Origin of the sequence: Aquabacterium sp. A7-Y (genome assembly GCF_026153205.1) — a bacterium.
Classification (GTDB): domain Bacteria; phylum Pseudomonadota; class Gammaproteobacteria; order Burkholderiales; family Burkholderiaceae_C; genus Caldimonas.
The window spans coordinates 97,959-120,536 of record NZ_JAPFBW010000023.1; the positions used below are offsets into that span (position 1 = coordinate 97,959).

The 22,578-nt window shown below is 69.4% G+C and carries 16 protein-coding genes and 1 pseudogene; 13 read left to right on the forward strand and 4 right to left on the reverse strand.

Annotated elements, in window-relative coordinates:
• Positions 1-3 precede the first annotated feature (3 nt).
• Positions 4-1,128 (reverse strand): ABC transporter substrate-binding protein, encoded by a 1,125-nt coding sequence (locus OOT46_RS20310; protein ID WP_265405449.1) that lies wholly within the window; start codon positions 1,126-1,128, stop codon positions 4-6.
• Positions 1,129-1,423: 295 nt separating this feature from the next.
• Here OOT46_RS20310 and OOT46_RS20315 point away from each other — a divergent pair, with 295 nt between their 5' ends.
• Complete coding sequence (locus tag OOT46_RS20315; protein WP_265405450.1) at positions 1,424-2,374, forward strand: TauD/TfdA dioxygenase family protein; 951 nt, start codon at positions 1,424-1,426, stop codon at positions 2,372-2,374.
• Positions 2,375-2,405: 31 nt separating this feature from the next.
• On the opposite strand, the pseudogene OOT46_RS20320 reads toward OOT46_RS20315, so the two are convergent.
• Positions 2,406-2,927, reverse strand: a pseudogene (locus OOT46_RS20320) (aldo/keto reductase); the annotation flags it as partial.
• Positions 2,928-3,078: 151 nt separating this feature from the next.
• Between OOT46_RS20320 and OOT46_RS20325 the strand changes: the two are divergent.
• On the forward strand, positions 3,079-4,227 hold the full coding sequence (locus tag OOT46_RS20325) for an ABC transporter substrate-binding protein (RefSeq protein ID WP_265405451.1): 1,149 nt from the start codon (positions 3,079-3,081) through the stop codon (positions 4,225-4,227).
• Here OOT46_RS20325 and OOT46_RS20330 read toward each other — a convergent pair.
• The gene (locus OOT46_RS20330) at positions 4,205-4,783 is read right to left on the reverse strand and encodes a TetR/AcrR family transcriptional regulator (RefSeq protein ID WP_265405452.1); all 579 of its coding nucleotides are present in this window, start codon (positions 4,781-4,783) and stop codon (positions 4,205-4,207) included. The two genes, OOT46_RS20325 and OOT46_RS20330, sit on opposite strands and share 23 nt — an antisense overlap.
• Before the next feature lie 97 nt (positions 4,784-4,880).
• Between OOT46_RS20330 and OOT46_RS20335 the strand changes: the two genes are divergently transcribed.
• The 10 genes from OOT46_RS20335 to OOT46_RS20380 all read left to right on the forward strand — a co-directional run bounded on the left by OOT46_RS20335 (position 4,881) and on the right by OOT46_RS20380 (position 15,732).
• Positions 4,881-6,014 carry a thiolase family protein gene (locus OOT46_RS20335; RefSeq protein WP_265405453.1) on the forward strand — a complete coding sequence of 378 codons (1,134 nt, stop codon included), beginning with the start codon at positions 4,881-4,883 and terminating at the stop codon, positions 6,012-6,014.
• 252 nt (positions 6,015-6,266) lie between these two features.
• Positions 6,267-7,028: a GntR family transcriptional regulator gene (locus tag OOT46_RS20340; RefSeq protein ID WP_265405454.1), complete on the forward strand. Its 762-nt coding sequence runs from the start codon at positions 6,267-6,269 to the stop codon at positions 7,026-7,028.
• A gap of 19 nt (positions 7,029-7,047) precedes the next feature.
• A complete protein-coding gene (locus OOT46_RS20345; RefSeq protein WP_265405455.1) occupies positions 7,048-8,781 on the forward strand; it encodes a fumarate reductase/succinate dehydrogenase flavoprotein subunit in 1,734 nt (577 codons plus the stop codon).
• A 19-nt stretch (positions 8,782-8,800) separates the two neighbouring features.
• Positions 8,801-9,043 (forward strand): 4Fe-4S dicluster domain-containing protein, encoded by a 243-nt coding sequence (locus OOT46_RS20350; RefSeq protein WP_265405456.1) that lies wholly within the window; start codon positions 8,801-8,803, stop codon positions 9,041-9,043.
• A 30-nt stretch (positions 9,044-9,073) separates the two neighbouring features.
• Positions 9,074-10,492, forward strand: a complete 1,419-nt coding sequence (locus tag OOT46_RS20355) for an ABC transporter substrate-binding protein (protein WP_265405457.1) — start codon at positions 9,074-9,076, stop codon at positions 10,490-10,492.
• Between the two features lie 14 nt (positions 10,493-10,506).
• On the forward strand, positions 10,507-11,370 hold the full coding sequence (locus OOT46_RS20360; RefSeq protein ID WP_265405458.1) for an ABC transporter permease: 864 nt from the start codon (positions 10,507-10,509) through the stop codon (positions 11,368-11,370).
• Positions 11,367-12,212: an ABC transporter ATP-binding protein gene (locus tag OOT46_RS20365; protein WP_265405459.1), complete on the forward strand. Its 846-nt coding sequence runs from the start codon at positions 11,367-11,369 to the stop codon at positions 12,210-12,212. Before OOT46_RS20360 ends, OOT46_RS20365 begins: the two co-directional genes overlap by 4 nt.
• Positions 12,209-13,177, forward strand: a complete 969-nt coding sequence (locus OOT46_RS20370) for a HEAT repeat domain-containing protein (protein ID WP_265405460.1) — start codon at positions 12,209-12,211, stop codon at positions 13,175-13,177. The genes OOT46_RS20365 and OOT46_RS20370 overlap by 4 nt, the downstream gene beginning before the upstream one ends.
• On the forward strand, positions 13,174-13,455 hold the full coding sequence (locus OOT46_RS20375) for a DUF971 domain-containing protein (RefSeq protein ID WP_265405461.1): 282 nt from the start codon (positions 13,174-13,176) through the stop codon (positions 13,453-13,455). Before OOT46_RS20370 ends, OOT46_RS20375 begins: the two co-directional genes overlap by 4 nt.
• A 303-nt stretch (positions 13,456-13,758) precedes the next feature.
• Entirely contained in the window at positions 13,759-15,732 is a 1,974-nt protein-coding gene (locus tag OOT46_RS20380) for a cellulase family glycosylhydrolase (RefSeq protein WP_265405462.1), read from the forward strand.
• A gap of 173 nt (positions 15,733-15,905) precedes the next feature.
• Here the strand turns inward: OOT46_RS20380 and OOT46_RS20385 are convergent, their stop codons facing one another.
• The gene (locus tag OOT46_RS20385; protein ID WP_265405463.1) at positions 15,906-17,948 is read right to left on the reverse strand and encodes an alpha/beta hydrolase family protein; all 2,043 of its coding nucleotides are present in this window, start codon (positions 17,946-17,948) and stop codon (positions 15,906-15,908) included.
• A 421-nt stretch (positions 17,949-18,369) separates the two neighbouring features.
• Here OOT46_RS20385 and OOT46_RS20390 point away from each other — a divergent pair.
• Positions 18,370-22,578, forward strand: a 4,209-nt coding sequence (locus OOT46_RS20390) for a non-ribosomal peptide synthetase (protein WP_265405464.1), incomplete at its 3' end; no start/stop codon positions are given.

Here is a 22,578-nt window from a genome sequence, read left to right on the forward strand (position 1 = left end):
GGCTCAGGCGCCCAGGATCGTCCCGTCCGCCCGGTACACCGGCCAGTAGGTCTCCAGCCGCAGGTCCTTCAAGGCCGTCTTCAGGTAGCGCGGGGCTATCCACTGCTGCACGTCGAAGGTCGCACGCGTGAGCTTGAAGCGGGCGGCCTGGTCCACCGCGTCCTGGTAGCGGGCCACCAGGAAGGGATCGAAGTTGGGATTGAGGCGCACCCGCAGCGGCTCGCCGTCGTAGTCCTCCTTCCAGTGCTCGTAGGGCGTGCCGGCGCGGGCCCAGAGACGCAGCACCTCCTCGCGGTTCGTTTCCTCGGAAGACCACCTCGCGGTCTTCACCGCGGCGTTGACCACACGCTGGGTCGCCTCCGGGTGCCGGTTGGCAAAGGCCTCGGTCACCAGCAGAGCGCTCTGCCGGGTGTAGACCGGCGACTGACCCTTGGTGCTGTAGAGCACGCGCACGCCGCCCTTGTCGCGCAGGCGCAGGATGTCCAGGGCCCCGAGCGCCGCATCGATGTCCCCGGTGGTGAGGGCCGCGAGATAGCTGGCCGTGTCGAGATTGACGAGGCGCAGGTCGCGCTCGGTGAGGCCGTGGGCCTCGAGCAGGCGCAGCGCGGGCAGGTGCATGTTGGTGCCCTTGAACAGCGCCACGCGCTTGCCCCGCAGCTCCTTCAGGCTGCGCAGCGGCGAGGACGGCGGAACGCCGACATAGAGGTTGGCGCGTACGCCGCTGGCCAGCACCAGCCGTGTCTTCAGGCCGGCCGCCCGGCCGACGATGGAAGGCAGGTCGCCCTGGAAGGCGAAGTCGATCTGGTGGTTGGTGAGCGCCTCGTTCACTGCCGGGCCTGCGCCCTTGAAGAAGAACCACTCGACCGGGGTGTTGTCGCGTGCGAACTCCTCGTTGATCCAGCCCTTGGCATAGGCGACGGCGATGGAGCTGTTGGCGAACGAGGGCGGGTTGCCGGCGAGCGGCTGCGCAACACCGATGCGCACCGAGGCGGGACGCGCGTCCCCCGCCGCACGCACGAGCGCCGGCGCGCCGAGGCCTGCGGCGGCGGCGCCCAGGGAGCCGAGGGCGTACAGCGCACGGCGGCGCGATGGCGAGGAAACGGGGCGGGAGCGAAGCGGGATCGTCATGGGGGATGTCGTTTTATACGGCGCACGACGAGCCGGACCATCCGGTCCGCCGGCCTGCGCCGGCTGATGGCAAGGCCTGTGCCGCGGCAGCGGCCTGGCGCCTGCTGGATATGGAGCGCCGCCTGTCGGGGATGGAGCAGGCGCGGCGTGCGCCGCGCGCTGGATGCTCCAAACCCAGCACGGCCGGAGGCACGCCGTGCCGTGCGCATTGGCACAGCTCTCGCAACGCATCCAGGCAGCGCCGTCCACAAGGACCCGTCACGCTTCCCTACCGTCTCACCTCGAAGGTCCCACCATGACTGTTGCAGAACTCGCCTCCGCTTCACAAGACTCGCCCACTGTCGCGCTCGATCTGGTGCCGGTCGCCGGCCGCATCGGCGCCGAGGTGCACGGCATCCGCCTGTCGGCGTCGCTCGACGCCGGCACGCAGGCCGCCCTTCGCCAGGCGCTGGTGCGTCACAAGGTGCTGTTCTTCCGAGGCCAGCACCACCTCGACGATGCCAGCCAGGAAGCGCTGACCTCGGTGTTCGGCGGCACGCCGGTGCCGCATCCGACCGTGCCCGTGAAGTCGGGCAGCCGCTACATCCTGGAGCTGGACTCGCAGCACGGAGGGCGGGCCAACTCCTGGCACACCGACGTGACCTTCCAGGCGGCCTACCCCAAGGCCTCGATCCTGCGCGCGGTCAGCCTCCCCGAGTCCGGCGGCGACACGGTCTGGGCCAACACCGCGGCGGCCTACCAGGACCTGCCAGCGCCCCTGCGAGCCCTGGTCGACACCTTGTGGGCGGTGCACAGCAACGACTACGACTATGCCGCCCGCCGCCCCGAGCCGGACCAGGCCGACCGCGAGCGGCACCGCGCCGTGTTCACCTCGACCGTCTACGAGACCGAGCACCCGGTCGTCCACGTGCACCCCGAGAGCGGTGAGCGGGCGCTGATCCTCGGGCACTTCGTCAAGCGTTTCGTCGGCCTCGACAGTTTCGACACCCAGCACCTCTTCGAGGTGCTCCAGGCCTATGTGACGCGCCTGGAGAACACCGTGCGCTGGCGCTGGAAGGCCGGCGACGTCGTGGTGTGGGACAACCGGGCCACCCAGCACTACGCGATCAACGACTACGGCGACCAGCACCGTGTGGTGCGCCGCGTGACGGTCGACGGCGAGGTGCCGGTCTCGGTCGACGGACGCCGCAGCGTCACGCGCAGCGCCGGGCCTCGCAGTGCGTCGGCGCAGGCGGCGGACGCGTAGAGCCACGCTGAGGCCGGCACCCGACCGGCCCTCAGGGTGCCGGATTCGGGTAGCGCTTGTGGATCGCCTCGATGCCCTGCAGCACCGCCTCGGGCAGCTCGAGGGCGATGCTGGCGATGTTGCCGCGCAGCTGCTCCAGCGTGGTCGCCCCGATCAGCGTGCTGGTCACGAAGGGTCGGCTGTTGACGAAGGCGAGCGCGCCTTGCGCCGGCTCGATGCCGTGCGCACGGAACCGCTTCACGTAGTCATAGACCGCCTGCTCGGTGCGCTCCCCGCTGTAGCGGGCAAAACGCTGGAAGCGCGCGATGCGCGCCCCCTCGGGCCGGGCCCCGGCGAGGTACTTGCCGGTGAGCGTGCCCATCGCCAGCGGCGAATACGCCAACAGGCCGACCCGCTCGCGGATCGCGATCTCCGCCAGCCCCACCTCGAAACTGCGGTTGACCAGGCTGTAGGCGTTCTGGATGCTCACGACACGCGCCAGCCCGCGCGACTGGGCGACGTGCAGGAAGCGACCCAGGCCCCACGGCGTTTCGTTGGAGACGCCGACATGCTGCGAGATCAGCAAGGTGGACTGCTCCGCTTGCGACAAGCGCGCGCCCTGGGACGGCAGCGCGTCGGCCCGGAGACTGGAACGGCCTTTGCAACCCGCGGCGATCTCGAGGCGCGACACCGCGCGCCGTGGCACCCATCGTGAGGACCTGGTCATGTCTGCTGTCCAACCCCGCCGTCGCCGGCTCGCCGCCACCCTGGCCCTGGCGACGGCCTGGCCCGCCTTGCTGGCCCTGCCCGGTGCACGCGCCCAGTCGGCTGCGCCCCGTGTGCTGCGCTTCGGCGTTTCCCAGGCCGGCGCAGGCAACCCGCCGCGCAGCAGCTCCGGCTGGACCGCCATCGCGCAGGCGCGACGGTCCGTGGAGCAGGCCCTGGAGCCGCTCGGCCTGCCCGTCGAATGGATCTTCTTCAAGGGCCAGGGTCCGGCCGTCAACGAGGCGATGAGCAACGACCAGATCGACTTCACGACCCTGGGCGACCTGCCGGCCATCATCGGCCGCTCGGTCGGCATCAAGGCCAAGCTCGCGCTGGTCACGAGCAAGCGCAGCAACAGCTATGTGGCGGTGCATCCCGACGCGCCGATCCGCTCGATCGCCGACCTGCGCGGCAAGCGCATCGGCCTGCACAAAGGCACCGCCGCCCAGCTGTCGGCCAACCGCATCCTCGAAGCCCATGGCCTTGCCGAGCGAGACGTGAAAACGATCAACCTGGAGCCGGCAGCCTCGCTGGCCGCCTTCCAGACGCGCGACATCGACGCGCTGTTCGGCACGCTGAGCCTGCTGGTGCTGCGCGACAAAGGCCTGGCGCGCATCGTCTACACCACCCGCGACCAGCCGGTCGCGACGGCCCAAGGCCACGTGCTCGTCACCGAGCGTTTCGCCGCGCAGCAGCCCGAGCTGACCCAGCGTGTCGTGACGGCACTGGTGCGTGCCGCGCAGTACGCCAGCGACGAAGCCCATCGCGCCGAGCTGCTCAGGCTGTGGGCCGCCTCGGGCAACGCCAGCGAGGCGATCTATGACGAGGAGTACCGCGGCGCGCTGGCGCCGCGCATGTCGCCGCGCTTCGACCCCTTCGCCGTCGCACGCATCCGGCAGGGGGTGGAAGACGCACACCGCTTCAGGTTGATCCGGCGCAGCTTCGACGTGAACGCCTGGATAGAGCCGCGTTTCGTGGAGGCCGCCGTGGCCCAGCTCGGGCTCGACGCCCTGTGGCCGGCCTACGACGCGCAAGGCCGCCTGCTCGGGACCCAGGACCCGGTGGCGCAGGGCCGAGGGCGGCGCGTCAACCCTCTCCCGGCGGACTGACGGACGCCTGCACCGCGTCGAGCACCTCTTGCGACAGCGTTTCGTCGTCCACGGCGCGCGCAATCACGAGCGCGCCCACCATGGCGGCGAAGGTCGCGAGCGCACGTTGGCGCTTGACCGCTTTGGCGCGGCCGGGGACCAGGCTGGACAGCAGGTCGACGAGTGCGCGCGTGCCTTCGGTGAAAACACGCCGCAGCCCGGGGCCCTGGCGTGCCGCCTCGGTCCCCAGCGCCGCGATCGCACACCCTTCGCCGACCCGCTCACGGTGCAGCGGCGACAAGTAGGCCCGCGTCAAGGCCGCCAGGGGCGCGTCGCCACCGTCCTCGATGCAGCGTAACCAGCGTGCGAGTGAAACCTCGAACGCCCGCGCACACGCCTGCTCCATCAGCGCTTCCTTCGAACCGAACTGGCCATAAAAGCCGCCATGGGTGAGGCCGGCGCTTTTCATCAGATCGGCCACGCCAATGCCGTCGAAGCCGCGCTCGCGGAACAAACGGGCGGCTGCTTCCAGCACGCGTTCCCGGTTTTGCGCCGCCTGTTCTCGGGTCACTCGCATGTTCTCGCTCTCCTGCCGATTCAAGACCTGCTTGACAGTTTAAATGATGTTCGTAATATAACCAATCATGACGACCATCATTTAACAGGAGCCTTCCATGCAAGCCGTCATTGCCGCTTATGCACGTTCCCCCTTCCATTTCGCCAAGAAGGGCGCCCTTGCGGGGGTCCGACCCGATACCTTGGCGGCTCAGGTCGTGCGGGGCCTGCTTGCACGCACCGACCTCGACCCGGCGCTGATCGAAGACGTGATCCTCGGATGTGCCTATCCCGAGGCGGCCCAGGGCAACAACCTGGCGCGTATCGTCGGCTTGCTCGCGGGCTTGCCGCATCACGTGGGCGGGGTGACGGTGAACCGCTTCTGCGGGTCTTCCATGCAAGCGGTGCACATGGCCGCCGCCCAGATCGAGGCCGGCATGGGCGACGCTTTCCTGTGTGTCGGTGTCGAGTCGATGACCATGGTGCCGCAAGGCGGCTTCAACGTCTCGCCCCATCCGCAGTTGCAGGAAACAACGGACGCCTACCTGCCGATGGGGGACACGGCCGAGAACGTCGCCGAGCGCTGGCAGGTGACCCGTGCCGACCAGGATGCGCTGGCCCTGCAGTCGCATCAGAAGGCCAGCGCCGCGCGCGAGCAGGGCCGGCTGGACGGCGAAATCGTGCCGATCCTGCTCGACTCGGGAGAGACGGTCGCCGCCGACGGCTGCATCCGCCCCGCCACCTCGCTCGAAGCGCTGGCAGCCCTGAAGCCCGCCTTCCGGCCCGACGGTGTGGTGACGGCCGGCACCTCTTCGCCGTTGACCGACGGTGCCGCGGCGTTGCTGGTGACCCGCGGCAGCTTCGCGGAGCGCCATGGCCTGAAACCGCTGGCACGCATCACCTCTTTCGCGAGCGTGGGCGTGGACCCCGCTGTGATGGGCATCGGTCCGGTGCCGGCGACGCGCAAAGCACTCTCGCGTGCCCTGATCGGTGTGAACGATCTCGACCTTGTGGAGATCAACGAGGCCTTTGCTTCACAGGCCATTGCCTGCATGCGCGAGTTGGGGCTGGACCGGGACCGTGTCAACCTCGACGGCGGCGCGCTCGCGATCGGCCATCCCCTGGGCGCCACCGGAGCGCGCATCACGGGCAAGGCGGCCGCGCTGCTGGCTCGCGAACAGGGCCGCTATGCCCTGGCGACCCAATGTATCGGCGGCGGGCAGGGCATCGCCACGGTGCTGGAGCGTGTGTGAGGGTGGCCGGTGAGCCGATCTTCGCAGGCCTCGGGCCAAGCTGGCCCGAGGCGGCCGCGCTGCTGGATATTCAACACGTTCCGGAGCGTTCTGCTGGATAAGCAACACGCCTGTTGCGAGCTCAGCAGCAGGTGCTTGCAAGCCTACGTCCTCCAAGGGAAAAAACGAGCGGAATCAATGACTTGAGCGAGCCGGCAGGTCCGGCACAGGCCTTGCGTTGGTACAGGCCGATATGACAGGTCATCACCGCTCATGAACCCGCCGGCCTCCTCCACCGTCAGCGACGGCGACAGGCTCGCCCCGGCCCTCACGCTGCACAGCCAGATCCGCGAGGCACTGCGTGCCCCCATCCTGAGCGGCGCGTGGCAGCCGCACGACCGCGTGCCGTCCGAGAGCGCACTGATGGCGCAGTACGGGGTGAGCCGCATCACGGTGCGCCGGGCGCTCGGCGACCTGGAGAAGGAGCGCCTGATCTTCCGCGTGCCGGGCAAGGGCTCTTTTGTCGCGCAGACCAAATCCTGCCAGACGCTGGGCCGGCTGCAGGGTTTTGCGGAGGCGATGGAGGCCCTGGGGCACGAGACCTACAACCGCATCGTGAGCCTGCGCTGCGTCGCGGCCAGCGCCCAGGTGGCGGAGCGTCTGCGTCTTGCCCCCGGTACGGCGGTCACCGAGATCCGCCGGGTGCGCCACCTGGACCGCGTGCCGGTCTCGCTGGACCTCAGCTGGCTGCCGGCCCAACTCGGCGAGCGGCTGGCGCACGAGGACCTCGCGACGCGGGACATCTTCAGCATCCTGGAGAACGACTGCGCGACCCCGCTCGGTCACGCCGACCTCGTCATCGACGCGACCCTGGCCGACGCCGCGATCGCCCCGTTGCTGCAGGTGCCGGCCGGCGCGCCGGTGCTGCGCATCGAGCGACTCACCTACACCGACCGGGACCGGCCGATTGACTACGAGCACCTCTACTGCCGCGTCGACAACTTCCAGTACCGCTTGCGCCTGCACCGCGAGTGACCCCCCGGAGAAGCACTGCATGAACACGATAGAACACGAAGTCGACGTCCTTGTCATCGGCGGCGGCACCGCCGGCCCGATGGCGGCCGTCAAGGCCAAGCACGCCAACCCGCAGCTGCGCGTGCTGCTGCTGGAGAAGGCCAACGTCAAGCGCAGCGGCGCGATCTCGATGGGCATGGACGGCCTCAACAATGCCGTCATCCCCGGCCACGCCACGCCCGAGCAGTACGTGCGCGAGATCACCATCGCCAACGACGGCATCGTCAACCAGCAGACCGTGATGGCCTACGCCCGCAACAGCTACGCGATGATCGAGGAGCTGGACCGCTGGGGCGTCAAGTTCGAGAAGGACGAGACCGGCGACTACGCGGTCAAGAAGGTGCACCACATGGGCAGCTATGTGCTGCCGATGCCGGAAGGGCACGACATCAAGAAGGTGCTGTACCGCCAGCTCAAGCGCGCCCGGGTCGAGATCACCAATCGGCTGGTCGCCACCCGGCTGCTGACGGCCGAGGACGGACGCATCGCGGGCGCCATGGCCTTCGACTGCCGCACGGCGGATTTCCATGTGATCCGCGCGCGCGCCGTGGTGCTCGCCACCGGCGCCGCCGGGCGGCTGGGGCTGCCGGCCTCGGGCTACCTGTTCGGCACCTACGAGAACCCGACCAATGCCGGTGACGGCTACAGCATGGCCTACCACGCGGGCGCCGAGCTCTCGGGCATCGAGTGCTTCCAGATCAACCCGCTGATCAAGGACTACAACGGCCCGGCCTGCGCCTACGTGACCGGCCCCTTCGGCGGCTTCACGACCAATGCCGAGGGCCAGCGTTTCATCGAGTGCGACTACTGGTCCGGGCAGATGATGTGGGAGTTCTACCAGGAGCTGCAAGGCGGCAAGGGGCCGGTCTTCCTGAAGCTCGACCACCTGGCCGAGGAAACGATCTCGACCATCGAGACCATCCTGCACACCAACGAGCGGCCCAGCCGCGGCCGCTTCCACGCCGGACGCGGCACCGACTACCGCGAGCGCATGGTGGAGATGCATATCTCGGAGATCGGCCTGTGCAGCGGGCACTCGGCCTCGGGCGTGTGGGTGGACGAACAGGCGCGCACCACGGTGGCGGGTCTGCACGCGGCGGGCGACCTGGCCTGCGTGCCGCACAACTACATGCTGGGCGCCTTCGTCTACGGCCGGCTGGCTGGGGAAAGCAGCGCGCGCTTCTGCGAAGAGAACGGCTTCGCGGCCCTCGACGCGGCCCAGGTCGAGCAGGAACGCACGCGCGTCTGGGCGCCGCTGCGGCGCGAGCACGGCCTGCCGCCCAACCAGGTCGAATACAAGCTGCGCCGCATGGTCAACGACTACCTGCAGCCCCCCAAGGTGACGCGCAAGATGGAGATCGGGCTGGAGCGCTTCCAGAGCATCGGCCACGACCTGGAACAGCTGCAGGCCCGCGAGCCGCACGAGCTGATGCGGGCGATGGAGGTGCACTTCATCCGCGACTGTGCCGAGATGGCGGCGCGCGCCTCGCTCTACCGCACCGAAAGCCGCTGGGGCCTGTACCACGCACGCATCGACTTCCCCGAGCGCAACGACGCCGAGTGGTTCTGCCACGCGCAGCTGCGCAAGAGCGCGGATGGCCGCATGGAGAGCTTCAAGCGGCCCATCGCGCCCTACATCGTCCCCATCCAGGACCACGAGAAAAACGCCTACCGGCAGCTGCGCATCCCGGCGCGCCAGCCGGTCGCGGCATGAAGAAGGAAACACCCCCACCATGCAAACCGCCCCTATCGCCCTCTATCCCAGCCGCGTCCCGGTCAGCGTGGACGCCGAGAAGTGCATCGCCCACAAGGGCTGCACGGTGTGCGTGGACGTCTGCCCGCTCGACGTGCTCGCGATCGACCTGAGCCAGGGCACCGCCTACATGAAGTTCGACGAATGCTGGTACTGCATGCCCTGCGAGAAGGACTGTCCCACCGGCGCCGTGCACGTCGACATTCCCTATCTGCTTCGCTGAGCCCCCTGCCCCTTTGAGAGAAAGAAACCCGTGAACCTCGTCAACACCCTGAAGGGCCTCGCGCTCGCCCTGACCCTGGCCGGCGGCGCCCAGGCCGAGACCATCCGCATCGCCATCGGCACCCAGGACACCACCATCAACTGCGCCACCGGCGGCCTGCTGTTGCGCGAGCTCAAGCTGCTGGAGAAGTACCTGCCGCGCGACGGCAAGTACAAGGACGTCAGCTACGACATCGAGTGGAAGAACTTCACCTCGGGCGCCCCGCTGACCAACGAGATGGTGGCCGACAAGCTGGACTTCGGGGCGATGGCGGACTTCCCCGGCTCGCTCAACGGGGCGGCCCACCTCAAGGCGGGCAAAAAGAGCTTGTTCCTGTCGGTGCTGTCCGGCAGCACCATCGGCAGCGGCAACGGCATCGTCGTGCCCAAGGACTCCCCGGTGCAGTCGCTGGCGGAGCTGAAGGGCAAGCAGATCTCGGTGCCCTTCGCGTCCACAGCGCACGGCATGCTGCTGCGCGCGCTGAAGAACGAGGGCCTGGACCTGGAGCGCGACGTGACCATCCTCACGCAGGCGCCCGAGGTCGCCGGCTCCGCGCTGCAGGCCAACAAGATAGCCGCGCACGCCAACTTCGTGCCCTTCGCCGACCTGTTTCCCTACAAGGGTTTCGCGCGCAAGATCTTCGACGGGGCGCAAACCAAGGCGCCCACCTTCCACGGCACGCTGGTGAATGCCGAGTATGCGAAGAAGTACCCCGAGATCGTGGTGGCCTTCCTGCGCGCCGCGATCGAGGCCGACCGCCTGATCGCGGCGGAGCCCGAGATCTACAGCGAGCTGATCGCCAAGGTCACCGGCATCGAGGCCGAGGTCGCCTACCTGTTCCACGGCCCGCTGGGCCTGCAGACCCGCGACCTGAGCTGGAAGCCGGAGTACCGGCAGGCGCTGGCCACCTCGATCGACACGCTGCGCCTGCTGCGTCGGCACGATTCCGACCTGACGGCCGACAGCTTCATCGACGACAGTTTCGTGCGCGCCGCGTTCCGGCAGGCCGGGCTCGACTACGACCGGCAGCTGAAGAACTACGACAAGCTGCCGCTCAAGGCCAAGGACGCACTGACCGGCAAGCCGATCACCGATCCGGCCCGGGTCGCGCAGGTCTGGGTGCAGGGGGAGGCCAAGGTGCGCCACTACGCCTCGCCCGAAAACGCCTTTGCCGACATCAGGAAGCTGGAGACGGCGGGCAAGAAGACCCGCGTGGTCTACGCACAGGACCGCCAGCTCGGCATCAAGCTGCTGGCCCACCAGGCCTGGTTCGCGGCGGACACCAAGGGCCAGCTGAGCGCCTTCCTGCTCAAGGATGCCGCCACCGCCTGGGCCCGCGAGCACCAGGGCAAGGTGCTGGACTATGCGGCCGCGCGCGCCCAGGGCGGGACCCAGGTCGCGGCTCGCTGAGAGGAGCGGACAACATGGCTGCCGTCGGCACCACCCTCGCCCCTGCCGCCACGCCGGACGCAGCGGGCAGGGCTTGCGCGCCCCGCGCTGTCGGCGCCGTAGCGTGGACACGCTGGACCGCCCGCTTGCTCTCGCTCGCCGCTTGCGTGCTGCTGTGGCACTGGGCCTCGACGACGCGAGCGAACTTCGGCCTCGTGAGCTTCGCCAACCTGCCGCCGCCCGCCGACGTGACGCGGGCCGCGCTGGACCTGCTGCAATCGCCCAAGCTCTTGCACCACCTGAGCTACAGCCTGTGGCGGGTCGCGGCCGGTTTTGCCGCCGCCGCGGCGCTCGGCATCGCGCTGGGCCTGCTGATCGGGCGCTTCCGCTGGGCCGAGGCGACGCTGCTGCCGCCACTGGAGGTGCTGCGGCCCATCCCGGCCGTGGCGTGGATCCCGCTGGCGATCCTGATGTTCCCGTCGTCCGAGCTGTCGATGATCTTCATCACCTTCACCGGCGCGCTGTTCCCCATCCTGCTCAATACGGTCCATGGCGTGGAGGGCGTGGACGCGCGGCTGGTCGCCTCGGCGCGCAGCCTCGGCACCCGGCACTGGCAGGTGGTCTCCGAAGTGGTCCTGCCCGCGGCCGCGCCGAGCATCGCCACCGGCCTGTCGATTGGGATGGGCACCTGCTGGTTCTGTCTGGTCTCGGCCGAGATGATCTCGGGCCAGTTCGGCATTGGCTACTACACCTGGGAGTCCTATACCTTGCAGAACTACGAAGGCATCGTGGTCGGCATGCTGTGGATCGGCCTGTTCGGCATGGGCAGCAGCGCGCTGATCCGCGGCGCAGCGCGGCTGGCGATGCCTTGGTATCGCCCCGGCGGGAGGTCGGCATGAGGGCTGTGAACCTGGGCCGCATCGAGATCGAGCGGCTGTCCATCGAACTCGGCCGCGGGCGCGAGACCTTCGCGGCGCTGCAGGACGTGAGCTTCCAGGTCGAGCCCGGCGAGTTCGTCTGCCTGCTCGGCCCCTCGGGCTGCGGCAAGTCCACCCTGCTCGGCGCACTGGCCGGCCACCTGGCGCCGAGCCGTGGCAGCATCCGGGTCGACGGGCAGCCGGTCACCGGCCCGCATCCCGAGCGCGGCCTGGTGTTCCAGCAGCACACGCTGTTCCCCTGGCAGCGGGTGGTCGACAACGTCGCCTTCGGGCTCAAGATGAAGGGGGTGGCCCGCAGCCGGCGCCGCGAGGAAGCCCGAGCGCTGCTCGACAGCGTCGGCTTGAGCGGCTTCGAGCGGCGCTACCCGTCGCAGCTCTCGGGCGGCATGCAGCAGCGGGTGGAGATCGCGCGCGTGCTGATCAACCGCCCCCGCGTGCTGCTGATGGACGAGCCCTTCGGCGCCCTCGACGCGCTGACCCGCGTGAAGATGCAGCAGCTGCTGCTGGATGTCTGGTCGCGCATCCGCACCACGGTGGTGTTCATCACCCACGACATCGACGAGGCGCTGTTCCTGGCCGACCGGCTGCTGGTGATGAGCGGCCGGCCCGGCCGCATCGTCGAGGACCTGCGGCTGCCCTTCCCGCGGCCGCGCCACGCCGATCTGCTGACCACCCCGGAGTTCATCGCGCTGAAGCGCCGCTGCCTGGCGCTGCTGCACGACGGCGGCCGCGAGCCGCTGCCTCGCCTTTCGCCCCTCGGGGCCTTGCCTGCGGCAGCCGCCGCCTACCGATACGCCACATGACCGAGCACCGAATCTCCCCCGACCCGCGCCTCGACAGCGAAGACGACGAAGTGCGCCGCATCGCGCTGCTGGAGCTGGCCGACCTGGAAGACGCAGACCACCTCCCTCGGCTGACCGCTGCGCTGTTGCACGACCCCTCGGCCGCCGTGCGTGCCGCGGCGGCGCGCGTGCTGGAGGGGTGGGACGAGGCCGACGTGGTCGATGCGCTGAGCCAGGCGCTCCTCGATGCCGATGCCGGCGTGCGCGCCGCCGCGGCCCAGAGCCTGAGCGAGCTCAAGAGCGCCGAGGCCGCCGCCCGGCTGCTGCCCTGGGCCGAGCACGAGACGGCCTTCGTGCGCGGCGCCGCGTTGCGCGGCCTCAAGGAGGCACGGCTGCCGGCCGCGGCCCCGGCCGCGCGAAGATCGCTCGCGCACGCCGACGCCGCGGTGCGGCGCGAGGCGGTCGGCGTGCTGGGCTGGCTCAAGCAGGCGGAGGCGCTGCCCGACATCGCCCGCCTGGCAACCGGCGACCCCGAGGCGGAGGTACGGCGGGCCGCGACCGGCGCGCTGGGCCTGGCCGAGGACCACTCGGTCGCCGCCGTGCTGCCAGCTCTGCTGCAGGCCTTGGCCGACCCCGCGTGGCCGGTGCGCGAGGAAGCCGCCACCACACTCGCCAAGCTGCGCCCACCGGACGCCCTGCCCGCCCTGCTGACCGCGATGCAGGACGACTACTGGCAGGTGCGGCTGCGCGCCGCCCGCGCCCTGGGCCGGCTGAAAAACCCGGAAGCCATCGAGACGCTGGTGTCGGCCCTCGCCCACCCGGCCGGGAACCTGCGCAAGGAAGCCGCGATCGCCCTCGGGGAGATCGGACACCCCGCGAGCGAGCCGGCGCTGCGTGTCGCGGCCGGCGACCCGGATCCCGAGGTCCGCAAGGCGGTGCGGCTGGCGCTGTCGCGCATCGGCGAGCGCGCCGGAGCCGCGCCATGACCCCGCAGGCAGTGAAGGTCGGAGGCGATGGGCTGGTGCTGCAGTGGCCCGACGGGGTGAGCGCTCTCTCCGCGCCGCGGCTGCGCGCCGCCTGCCGCTGCGGCGGCTGCCGGGCCGCGCAGCTCGCAGGCCAGCCCGCAGAGCCGCGCCCCGAACTGCGCCTGTCCGACGCAGCGGCAGTCGGCGCCTATGCCTTGCAGCTGAGCTTCAGCGACGGCCACGACCGGGGCATCTACCCCTGGGTCTACCTGCGGGAGCTCGGTGCCGGCACCGGGTGACGCGGCGGCGCGCGGGTGTTCTTCGAACAGTGAACATCTGCAACAACGGGAGGCGAATGCAACGCAGGTTGTCGCCCGCGCGCCCCATCTCTGCGCATGGGAAAGAGGGCCGGGGCAGGTATCTGCCGACCTGGGTGCGTGCCGCACGGAACCAAGAGTTACCGAGCCTAACGAGCGTCGTGGCGGTGTTGCAGGGAGCGGCAACGTAAAGTGCGCTGCCTTGGTCGCCGGCCCCGCGCGACGCCGTGCTGCCGTCTGGCGACACGCGCGGCACCCGTCCCTCGTCTCTTGGAGGTCTACCCGTTGACACGCTCCCCATCGCTCGCCGTGCGGCGTACCGCGGCCCTTGTGATGCTGTCGCTGCTCGGCGCCTGTGGCGGCGGCGACGACGGCGGTCATGAAACGGCCGCCGCGCAGCAACAAGCACAGTCCCAGGGCGCGCCGCACGACGCCGTGCACGATGAGCGGCTTCAGCCGGCCGCCGACGTGTCAGTGGCCGCCGTGCGCCCGGGTTTTGTCTACCGCCAGGGCAAGACGCTGATGCTCGACGGCCGGCCCTACCTTTTCGTGGGTGTGAACGCGTTCGGCCTGACCGGCTGCCGCACCGGCGCGCCGGACAGCCAGGCCACCTTGGACGCCTTCTTCTCGTCGCTGCGCCCCCACAGCACCACACGGACCTGGGCCTTCCGGTCGCTCGGTGCGGAGGGGGTCGAGCGGGTGGTGAGGACGGCCGAAAAGTATGGCCAGAAGGTCATCTTCGCGCTGGCCGACGGCGCGGGCTTTTGCGGCGACGCCGACGGCCGCAGCGGGGGAGAGGGCACGCTGAAGACCGACGCGTGGTATGGCGGAGGCTACCGGGGTGCCTACTTCGACTGGATCAGGACCGTGGTGCCCAAGTACAAGGATTCGCCCGCGATTGCGATGTGGGAGATCGCCAACGAGCCGAAAGGTTTGACGGCGGCGGTGACCGACGAGGTCATGAAGACCTTCTTCGACGACACCGCGGCCTTGATCAAGTCGCTCGACCCGAACCACCTCGTCTCGTCGGGCTCGCAGGCGGAGTATGTGTACGGCACCAGCGACTTTTCCTACGTGCACAGCGGGCCCGACATCGATGTCGCCAGCGTGCACGAGTACGACTATGCCTACCAGGACAGCCGCACCATCGTGTCGAGCCATTTCTCGGCCGTGATCGGCAAGATGCAGGCGCTCGACAAGCCCTTGTACATCGGCGAGACGGGCATCGGCTTGTCGCAGTGCATGAGCCCGCAGGCACGCGCCGATGCGCTGCGCCAGAAGTACGATGCCTACCTGGCACGCGGCGCGGCCGGGGTGTTGTACTGGGGCTGGTCGCCGACCCCGGACAGTGGCTGCGACCCGTATAGCGGCGGCGCCGACGGCCCGGGCTCGCCGGTGATGGCCATGACCAAGGCCTATGTCATCCCCGGCGACACCACCCCCCCGCCGCCCGGCCCGGTGGAGCCGACGCAGACCACCTACGACGACAGCCGCTTCAGCTACAGCGGCACCTGGGCCGTGGGCAGCGGGGCCGGCAAGTATCAGGACGCTGACCGCTACACGATGGAGGCCGGCGCCTTCTATACCCTGGCCTTCAGCGGCACCTCCGTGCGGCTCTACACCAGCGTGGCGCCGCACCACGGCATCGTGGCCGTGAGCGTGGACGGCGGTGAAGAGCGCCTGGTCGACCTCTACAGCACGACGCGCGCCGAGCAACGCCTGGTCTACACCTCACCGACCTTGCCGGCCGGGAGCCACACCCTCAAGGTGCGCGCCACCGGCACCCGCAACCCGTCCGCCAGCGACACGGTGGCCACGGCCGACAAGGCCGTCGTCGTCTCGGCCGCTTCGACCCCGCCGAACGAACCGGTCATGACGACGACCGAACACGACGACAGCGAGTTTGCCTACGAGGGGGGCTGGGCGACGGGCACCGGCGCCGGCAAGTACCGCAACGCGGACCGTTATGCAGCGACGGCCGGAGCGGCGTATTCGTATGCCTTCACCGGTACGGCCATCGAGATCTACAGCAGCATGGCGCCTCACCACGGGATCGTCGGCGTCAGCATCGACGGCGGCCCGGAGCGGTCGGTGGACCTTTACAAGGCGTCGCGGGCGGAGCAGGCGCTCGTCTACATGTCGCCGACGCTGGCCCAGGGCCCTCACCGGGTGCGCGTGCGCGTGACGGGACGGAAGAACGCGGCCTCGACCGGCACAGTCGGTACCGCCGACAAGGTGGTGGTGCGGTCCAAGGGGTGAAGGGCCAGAATGGCCGAGCTCCGAGGCCGGCTTGCCGTGCTGCGGCAAATCGCCTCGGCCGAACCACTGCGACCGTTTTCGACAGAACTTCGCCGCCTGATCTCGCCGAGCATGCCCAGGCGTGCCTCTGCGCCTTCGTTCAGGGCCTTCGGTGTCGGAGGCCGACGTCAACGTCAGGGCACCCACTGGTAGAGATCGAGCCCGGCGCTGCGTCCTCCCAGGCACGACGCGAGGAAATCTTCGATCCTGCGCGACATCGTCAGGCGGTTGCGCCACTTGACGATCGAGTGGCCTTCATCGTCGAACACCAGGTAGTCCACCGGTCGGCCGAGGGCACGCAGGGCGGCGACCACGTCGTCGGAGTCCTGCTTCGCCACACGCACGTCCCGGGCGCCGTGGATGACAAGCAGCGGAGCGCGGATCTTGTCGATGTGGGCGATGGGCGAGTCCTGGTAGAGCGCCTCCCGGTCTGCCGGCCGGTCGACGCTCCCATAGAAGCGCTCGTAGTGGTGCATCCAATCCCGCCAGTACGGCGGCTTGTTTGCGATCGCGCGCGGCCAGTTCGCCACGCCGACGATGTCGATGCCGCAGGCATACATCTCGGGGTGGCGGATCAGTTGCATCAAGACCGAGAAACCGCCGAAGCTCACCCCGGTGACAGCGACCTTCGATGCGTCCGCGATGCCCTCGCCGACGGCCCAGCGCACGGCCTGTGCAATGTCGTCCTGGGTCGCCCGGGCCAATTGCCTCGCGCCCGCATGCATGAACTCCTTGCCGTAGCCGGAGGAGCCACGGTAGTTGACGGCGAGGACGGCATACCCGCGGTTCGCCAGCATCTGCTGGCTGTTGAACTCTCCGCCCTCCCAGCGATCCCGCGTCCACGGCCCGCCGTGGACGCGCACGACCAGCGGCACCGGACCCGGGGCTCCCTTGGGCCTGAGCAGATAGCCGTGCAGCGCCCGACCGTCGGTGGCGTGGAAGGCCACCGGCTCGACCGGTACGAGGTGGCGGACGTCATCATCCAGGGGGCGCAGCACCCGCAGCGCGCCCTCCTTGCGATCGAACAGGACCTCCTCCTCACCGGTCGCATAGACCCGACGCAGCACCAGCCGCTGGCCGTCGCGGCTGATGGACGAGGGTTTGATCGCGAGCAGGGGCCGGGTCTCGCCACGGCGCAGCGCGGCCTCCACCTCGGCGTGCAACGCGGCGTCGAGGAAACGTGACTCCGGGTAGGCCGGGTGGGCCAAGGTCGCGTAGGGCCGCAGCGCTTCGGGCATGAAGAACGCCCCCTCGATATCGACCTGCTCGTGCGAGGCGAGCACGCGCTCCCGCCCGCTGTCGAGGTCGCGCTCGACCTGCGCGATCTTGTCGCGGCCCACGTTGGAGCCGGCCACCAGCACGCCAGCCCGCCGGTCCACCCGTTGGACCCAGTAGGTGTCGAAGGCACTGAAGCGAAGCACCTCCCGGGCAGAGCCGGTGTCCGCGTCCAGCACTTCGAGCACCCGGTCGTCGCCCGGAGAGCCGCCCGCCAGGCGTTCCCAGCCCGCCAGCGTGCCGTCGCGGTCGATCAGCCAGCGCTGCACCCGGTGCTCGTTGCGGGCCACCTCGCGGACCTCGCCACTGGCGGCGTCCGCCTCGTAGAGGTCGAAAGACACGCCGTCACGGCGGTTGCTCTGGAAAAAGAAGCGTGAGCTGCGGGGCGCTCCCGCGGCCACCCAGAGCGATCGAGCGCCGCTCCAGGGCGTCAGGGTGCGAACCCGGCGCTGGGGATCCTGCACATCGAACATGTGGATCTGGGTGTTCTCGTCGCCTCGGCCATCCTTGATGAAGACCACATGGCGGCTGTCGCCCAACCAGGTGTACGAGGTGCCGACGCTGGACGTGCGCGGCAAGGGGCCGGTCGGGATGGTGACGGGAGCAGCCGCCCCGGCCAGCGGCGCCGCGGCGTCGCCGACAGCCATCCCCAACTCTGTCCCCACCACGGTCTGCCAGAGCAGACGCTGCCCGTCAGGAGAGATGCGGTAGCCCCCCGAGAAGTCGCGGTTCGCGACGAAACGGCGCACGGGCAGCAGTTCCGCCAGCTCGGAGGATTGCAAAGCCGGATGGACCGGCGCGGTCGAGCAGCCGGCGAGCGCTGCTGCCGTGACGGCGAGCAAGACGCCGAGAAGGTGGCGCGCAAGGCGAGGGCCGGCGGCGGGGCCTGAAGTGTGTGACATGGTCTCGCAAGACAAACGCACCCGAGGCGCGCGCAAAAGGTGGAAGAGGCGCCGGCGGCAGCCGAGGCGCCATTCCGACCCGTGCGGCCGTATGAAATGCAAGCCGGCTTCGCCGCTCAGTTTATGACGCCGATTTGACAGCGGCGATTGGGCACAGCCCCTGATCCAAGCCATCCAACCGAGAAATCGACACAGGAAGAGGCGAATCGATATACCGCCATGCGAAGGCCTCAATAACAATTTCCAGCCGATCCAAAAGCGTTTGTTAGAACACGTTTTTCAGAGCCGCACAGTAAGGAGATCGTCAGTAAGCCCCCAGAGACTGCGCCTCGATTCCCCACCGAGGGAAATTTGAGCATGCGAGTTTTCCTGAAAAACTCTTCGCATTTCAATAATTCGCAAAACCGCAGATGGGACACCCATGAAACATTCATTCGCCGACAGCCAGTCCTCGACCTCCTTGCAGGTGGGTTCGAAGGGGGGTCATCCGCTCTCTTCGGTCCAGCAGGTCGTGTGGATCGACCAGATGCTGAGCGGCGACACACCGAATTACAACATCGGCGTGGTGGTCCGGATCGACGGTGCACTCGACCTCGGCATGCTGGAGGCCGCCATCGCGCATGTCGTGAACCGCAGCGACGCGATGCGCATGGTACTGACTGACGGAGCCGACGGGGTCAAGCAGGAGGTTCTGAGGGAAGTACCCACTTCGCTGAATGTCCAGGATTGGCGAGACCATCCGGACGGAGAAGAAGGCGCGCTCCGGCACCTTCGCGAGTGTTTCAAGCAGCCCTTCGACGTTCACGCCGGCCTGCTTTGGGAATTCCGGCTGATCCGCACCGGCATTTCGCGCCATTATTGGTTGCTTCGCTGCCACCATTTAATCACCGACGGGTTTGGTGTTTCCCTGATCGTCGGCGCTGTCGCGGACGCCTACAACGCGATTCGGCAGGCCGGCACGGCCGACTCGGCGCTTCCCGCCTATCTTGATTTCGTTGCCGACGACAGGGCCTACCTGTCGTCGGCCCGCTTCCAGCGCGACCGCGATTTCTGGCGTCATCGATATGCCCAGCTGCCGGAACCGCTGCTGCCCCAGCCGCACGGCACTGAAAAACAGATCGTGCCGGCCGGCCAAGCGATCTGGCGAATCAAACGGCACACCATGGCGAATATCGAGGCCCTGGCCGCGGCCCATCAATGCTCGCTGCAGCATTTCATGCTGGCCCTGTTTTATGCCTATTTCTCGCGCGTCACGGATCGGGACGAGATCGTCATCGGCGTGCCGGTCCACAACCGCAGTTCCGCGCGCGACAAGGCCACCCTGGGCATGTTCTCGTCGATGGTGCCCATCGGCGTGACGGTGGACCGGCAAGCCGGCTTCGCCGAGCTGCTGCACGCCGTGGCGGGCGAGCTGCGCCGCTGCTACCGGCACCAGCGTTTCCCCTTGGCGGAGCTCAACCGCAGCGTGCAGCTCGCCCAGTTCGGCCGCCAGCAGCTGTTCGACCTCACCTTGTCCTACGAGCAGTTCGCCGGCGACTACCGTTTCGGCGACGCCACGATCCACGGGCTGGCGATGCACCACGGCACCGCGCGCCTGCCGCTCGAAATCTTCGTCCGCGACTACCACCGGGCCGAGGATGTGGTGGTCGAACTGAACTACAAGACCACGCTGCTCGACGCCGAGGCCGTGGCCGGCATGCAGCGGCGACTGTCACGCCTGCTCGATGCCGTGCTGCAGGATCCGCACTGCACGCTGCTGCGGCTGCCGCTGCTGGACGCGGCCGAGCGGCAGCAGGTGGTGGTGGACTTCAACGCCACCCGTACGGCCTACCCGGCAGAGGCCTCGGTGCACCGGCTGTTCGAGCGCCAGGCCGCGCAACGCCCGGACGCCGTGGCGCTGGTCCACGAGGCCGGCGTGCTGAGTTACGGGGAGCTCAACGCCCGCGCCAACCGGCTGGCCCACCTGCTGCGCCGGCAGGGCCTGTTGCCGGGCCAGGCGGTAGCCTTGGTGCTGCCCCGCAGCGTCGAGCTGCTGGTGGCGGAGCTCGCCGTGCTCAAGTGCGGCAGCGTCTACGTGCCGATCGACCCTGACTTCCCGTTGGAGCGCCAGGCCTTCATGGTGCGCGACAGCCGGGCCGTGCTGGTGATAGGGCCGCGGCCTCCGGCGGCCTTGCACGAGCAGGTGGAGGCGCTGTGGCTGGTGCTCGATGAGCTGGCCGGGCCGCTGGAACGCTCACCCACCGCCAACCTGCCGCTGGACGGCGACGGCACGTCGCCTGCCTACATCATGTACACCTCGGGCTCCACCGGCACGCCCAAGGGTGTGGTCGCGCCTCATCGCGGCATCAGCCGCATCGCCGTCGCCAATGGCTATGCCGAGATCGGCCCCGACGACTGCATCGGCCACTGCAGCAACCCGGCCTTCGACGCCTGCACCTTCGAAACCTGGGGCGCCCTGCTCAATGGGGCCCGGGTCGTGATCGTGCCGCAGGCCACCGTGCTCGACCCGCACCAGCTCGCGGCCCTGCTGCTGGAACAGGGGGCGACGCTGCTCTTCCTCACGGTCGGCCTGTTCAACCAGCATGCGCGTGAGCTGGGCCCGCTGTTCCGCCAGCTGAACTACCTGCTGACCGGCGGCGATGTGCTGGACCGCGACACCATCGCCTGGGTGCTGCGCCACAGCCCGCCGCGCCACCTGCTCAATGTGTACGGGCCGACCGAGACCACCACCTTCGCGACCCGGCACTACATCACGGAGCTGCCCAATGCGCGCATCCCCATCGGCCGCCCGATCGCCAACACGCAGGTCTACATCCTCGATGCCGCGCAGCAGCCGGTGCCCATCGGCGTGGCGGGGGAACTCTATATCGGTGGCGACGGCGTCGCGACGGGCTATTTCGGGCGTGACGAACTCACGGCGGAGCGCTTCATCCCCGATCCCTTCAGCAGCACCCCGGGCGCGCGCCTGTACAAGACCGGCGACCTGGGCTGCTGGCGCCCCGACGGCAGCATCGACTTCCTGGGACGCAACGATCAGCAGGTCAAGATCCGCGGCTTCCGCATCGAGCCGGGCGAGATCGAGGCGCAACTCACCCGCCTGGCCGAGGTGCGCGAAGCGGTGGTGCTGGTTCGCGAGGACCAGCCCGGCGACAAGCGCCTGGTGGCTTATGTCACGCAGCAAGGGGAGGCGGAGCCTGACCTCGATGCGCTGCGCGCGCAGCTCCGCTCGGTGCTGCCCGACTACATGGTGCCGGCCGCCTTCGTGAGCCTGCCGGCCCTGCCGCTGAACCCCAACGGCAAGCTCGACCGCCGCGCCCTGCCGATGCCCGACCTGGGCGCACTGGCGGCCCGGCGCTACGAGGCCGCGCAAGGCGATGCCGAAGTCCTGCTGGCCACGCTGTGGCAGGAACTGCTGCAGGTCGAGCGGGTGGGCCGCCACGACCACTTCTTCGACCTCGGGGGGCACTCGCTGACGGCCGTCGGGCTGGTCGAGCGGCTGCGCCGCCTCGGCTGGGCCTGCGAGGGCGGCAGCGTGTTCGAGCACCCGGTGCTGTCGCAACTCGCGGCCCGGCTGGGGCGCCCCGAGCCGGCCCGCGCCGCGCCGGCCGCGCTCATCCCGCCCGGCGCGAGGCTCATCACGCCCGAGATGCTGACGCTGGTGCGGCTGGAGGCTGCCGAGATCGAGCGCATCGTCGCCCGCATTCCCGGCGGCGCCCCGAACGTGCAGGACATCTATCCCCTGGCGCCCCTGCAGGAGGGCCTCTATTTCCACCACCTGCTGTCGAATCAGGCCGATACCTACATCATCCCGTCGCTGTGGGAATTCGCGGCACCGGACCGGCTCGACGCCTTCCTGTCGGCGGTACAGGCGGTGATCGACCGTCACGACATCCTGCGCACCGCCGTGCTGAGCGAAGGCCTGTCGCGGCCGGTCCAGGTGGTGTGCCGCCGGGCGGTGCTGCCGGTGCAGGCGCTGGCCTTGCAAGAAGGCAGCGACCCGGTGGCGCAGCTGCGCGCCCACCTGGCCCCCGAGCGGCTGCAGATGGACCTGCAGCAGGCGCCGCTGCTGCGCGCCCAGGTGGCCCGCGAGCCGGGCGGCTCGCGCTGCTGGGCGCTGCTGCAGTTGCACCACATCGTCGGTGACCATGTCTCGCTGGAGATCATCCTGGCGGAGGTGAAGGCCCACCTGGAGGGCCGTGCCGCGCAGCTGCCGCCGCCGGTGAGCTACCGCGACTTCGTCGCCTACACCCTGGCGCACGCCGACCAGGCCGAGGCCGAGGCCTTCTTCCGCGAACAGCTCGCCGACGTGCACGAGCCCACCCTGCCCTTCGGCCTGCTCGACGTGCACGGCGACGGCCAGTCGATCGAGGAGGCCACGCTGGAGCTGCCGGCTTCGCTGGCGCAGCAGCTGCGCGCGGTCGCCCGGGCCCATGGCGTCAGCCCCGCCACTGTCTGCCACCTGGCCTGGGCCGCCCTGCTGGCACTCGCCAGCGGCCGCGACGATGTGGTCTTCGGCAGCGTGCTGTCGGGTCGCCTGCAAGGCCTGCCCGGCGCCGACCGCGCGCTGGGCATGTTCATCAACACCCTGCCGCTGCGGCTTCGGCTGCAGGGCGCCGACGTGCGTCTCGCC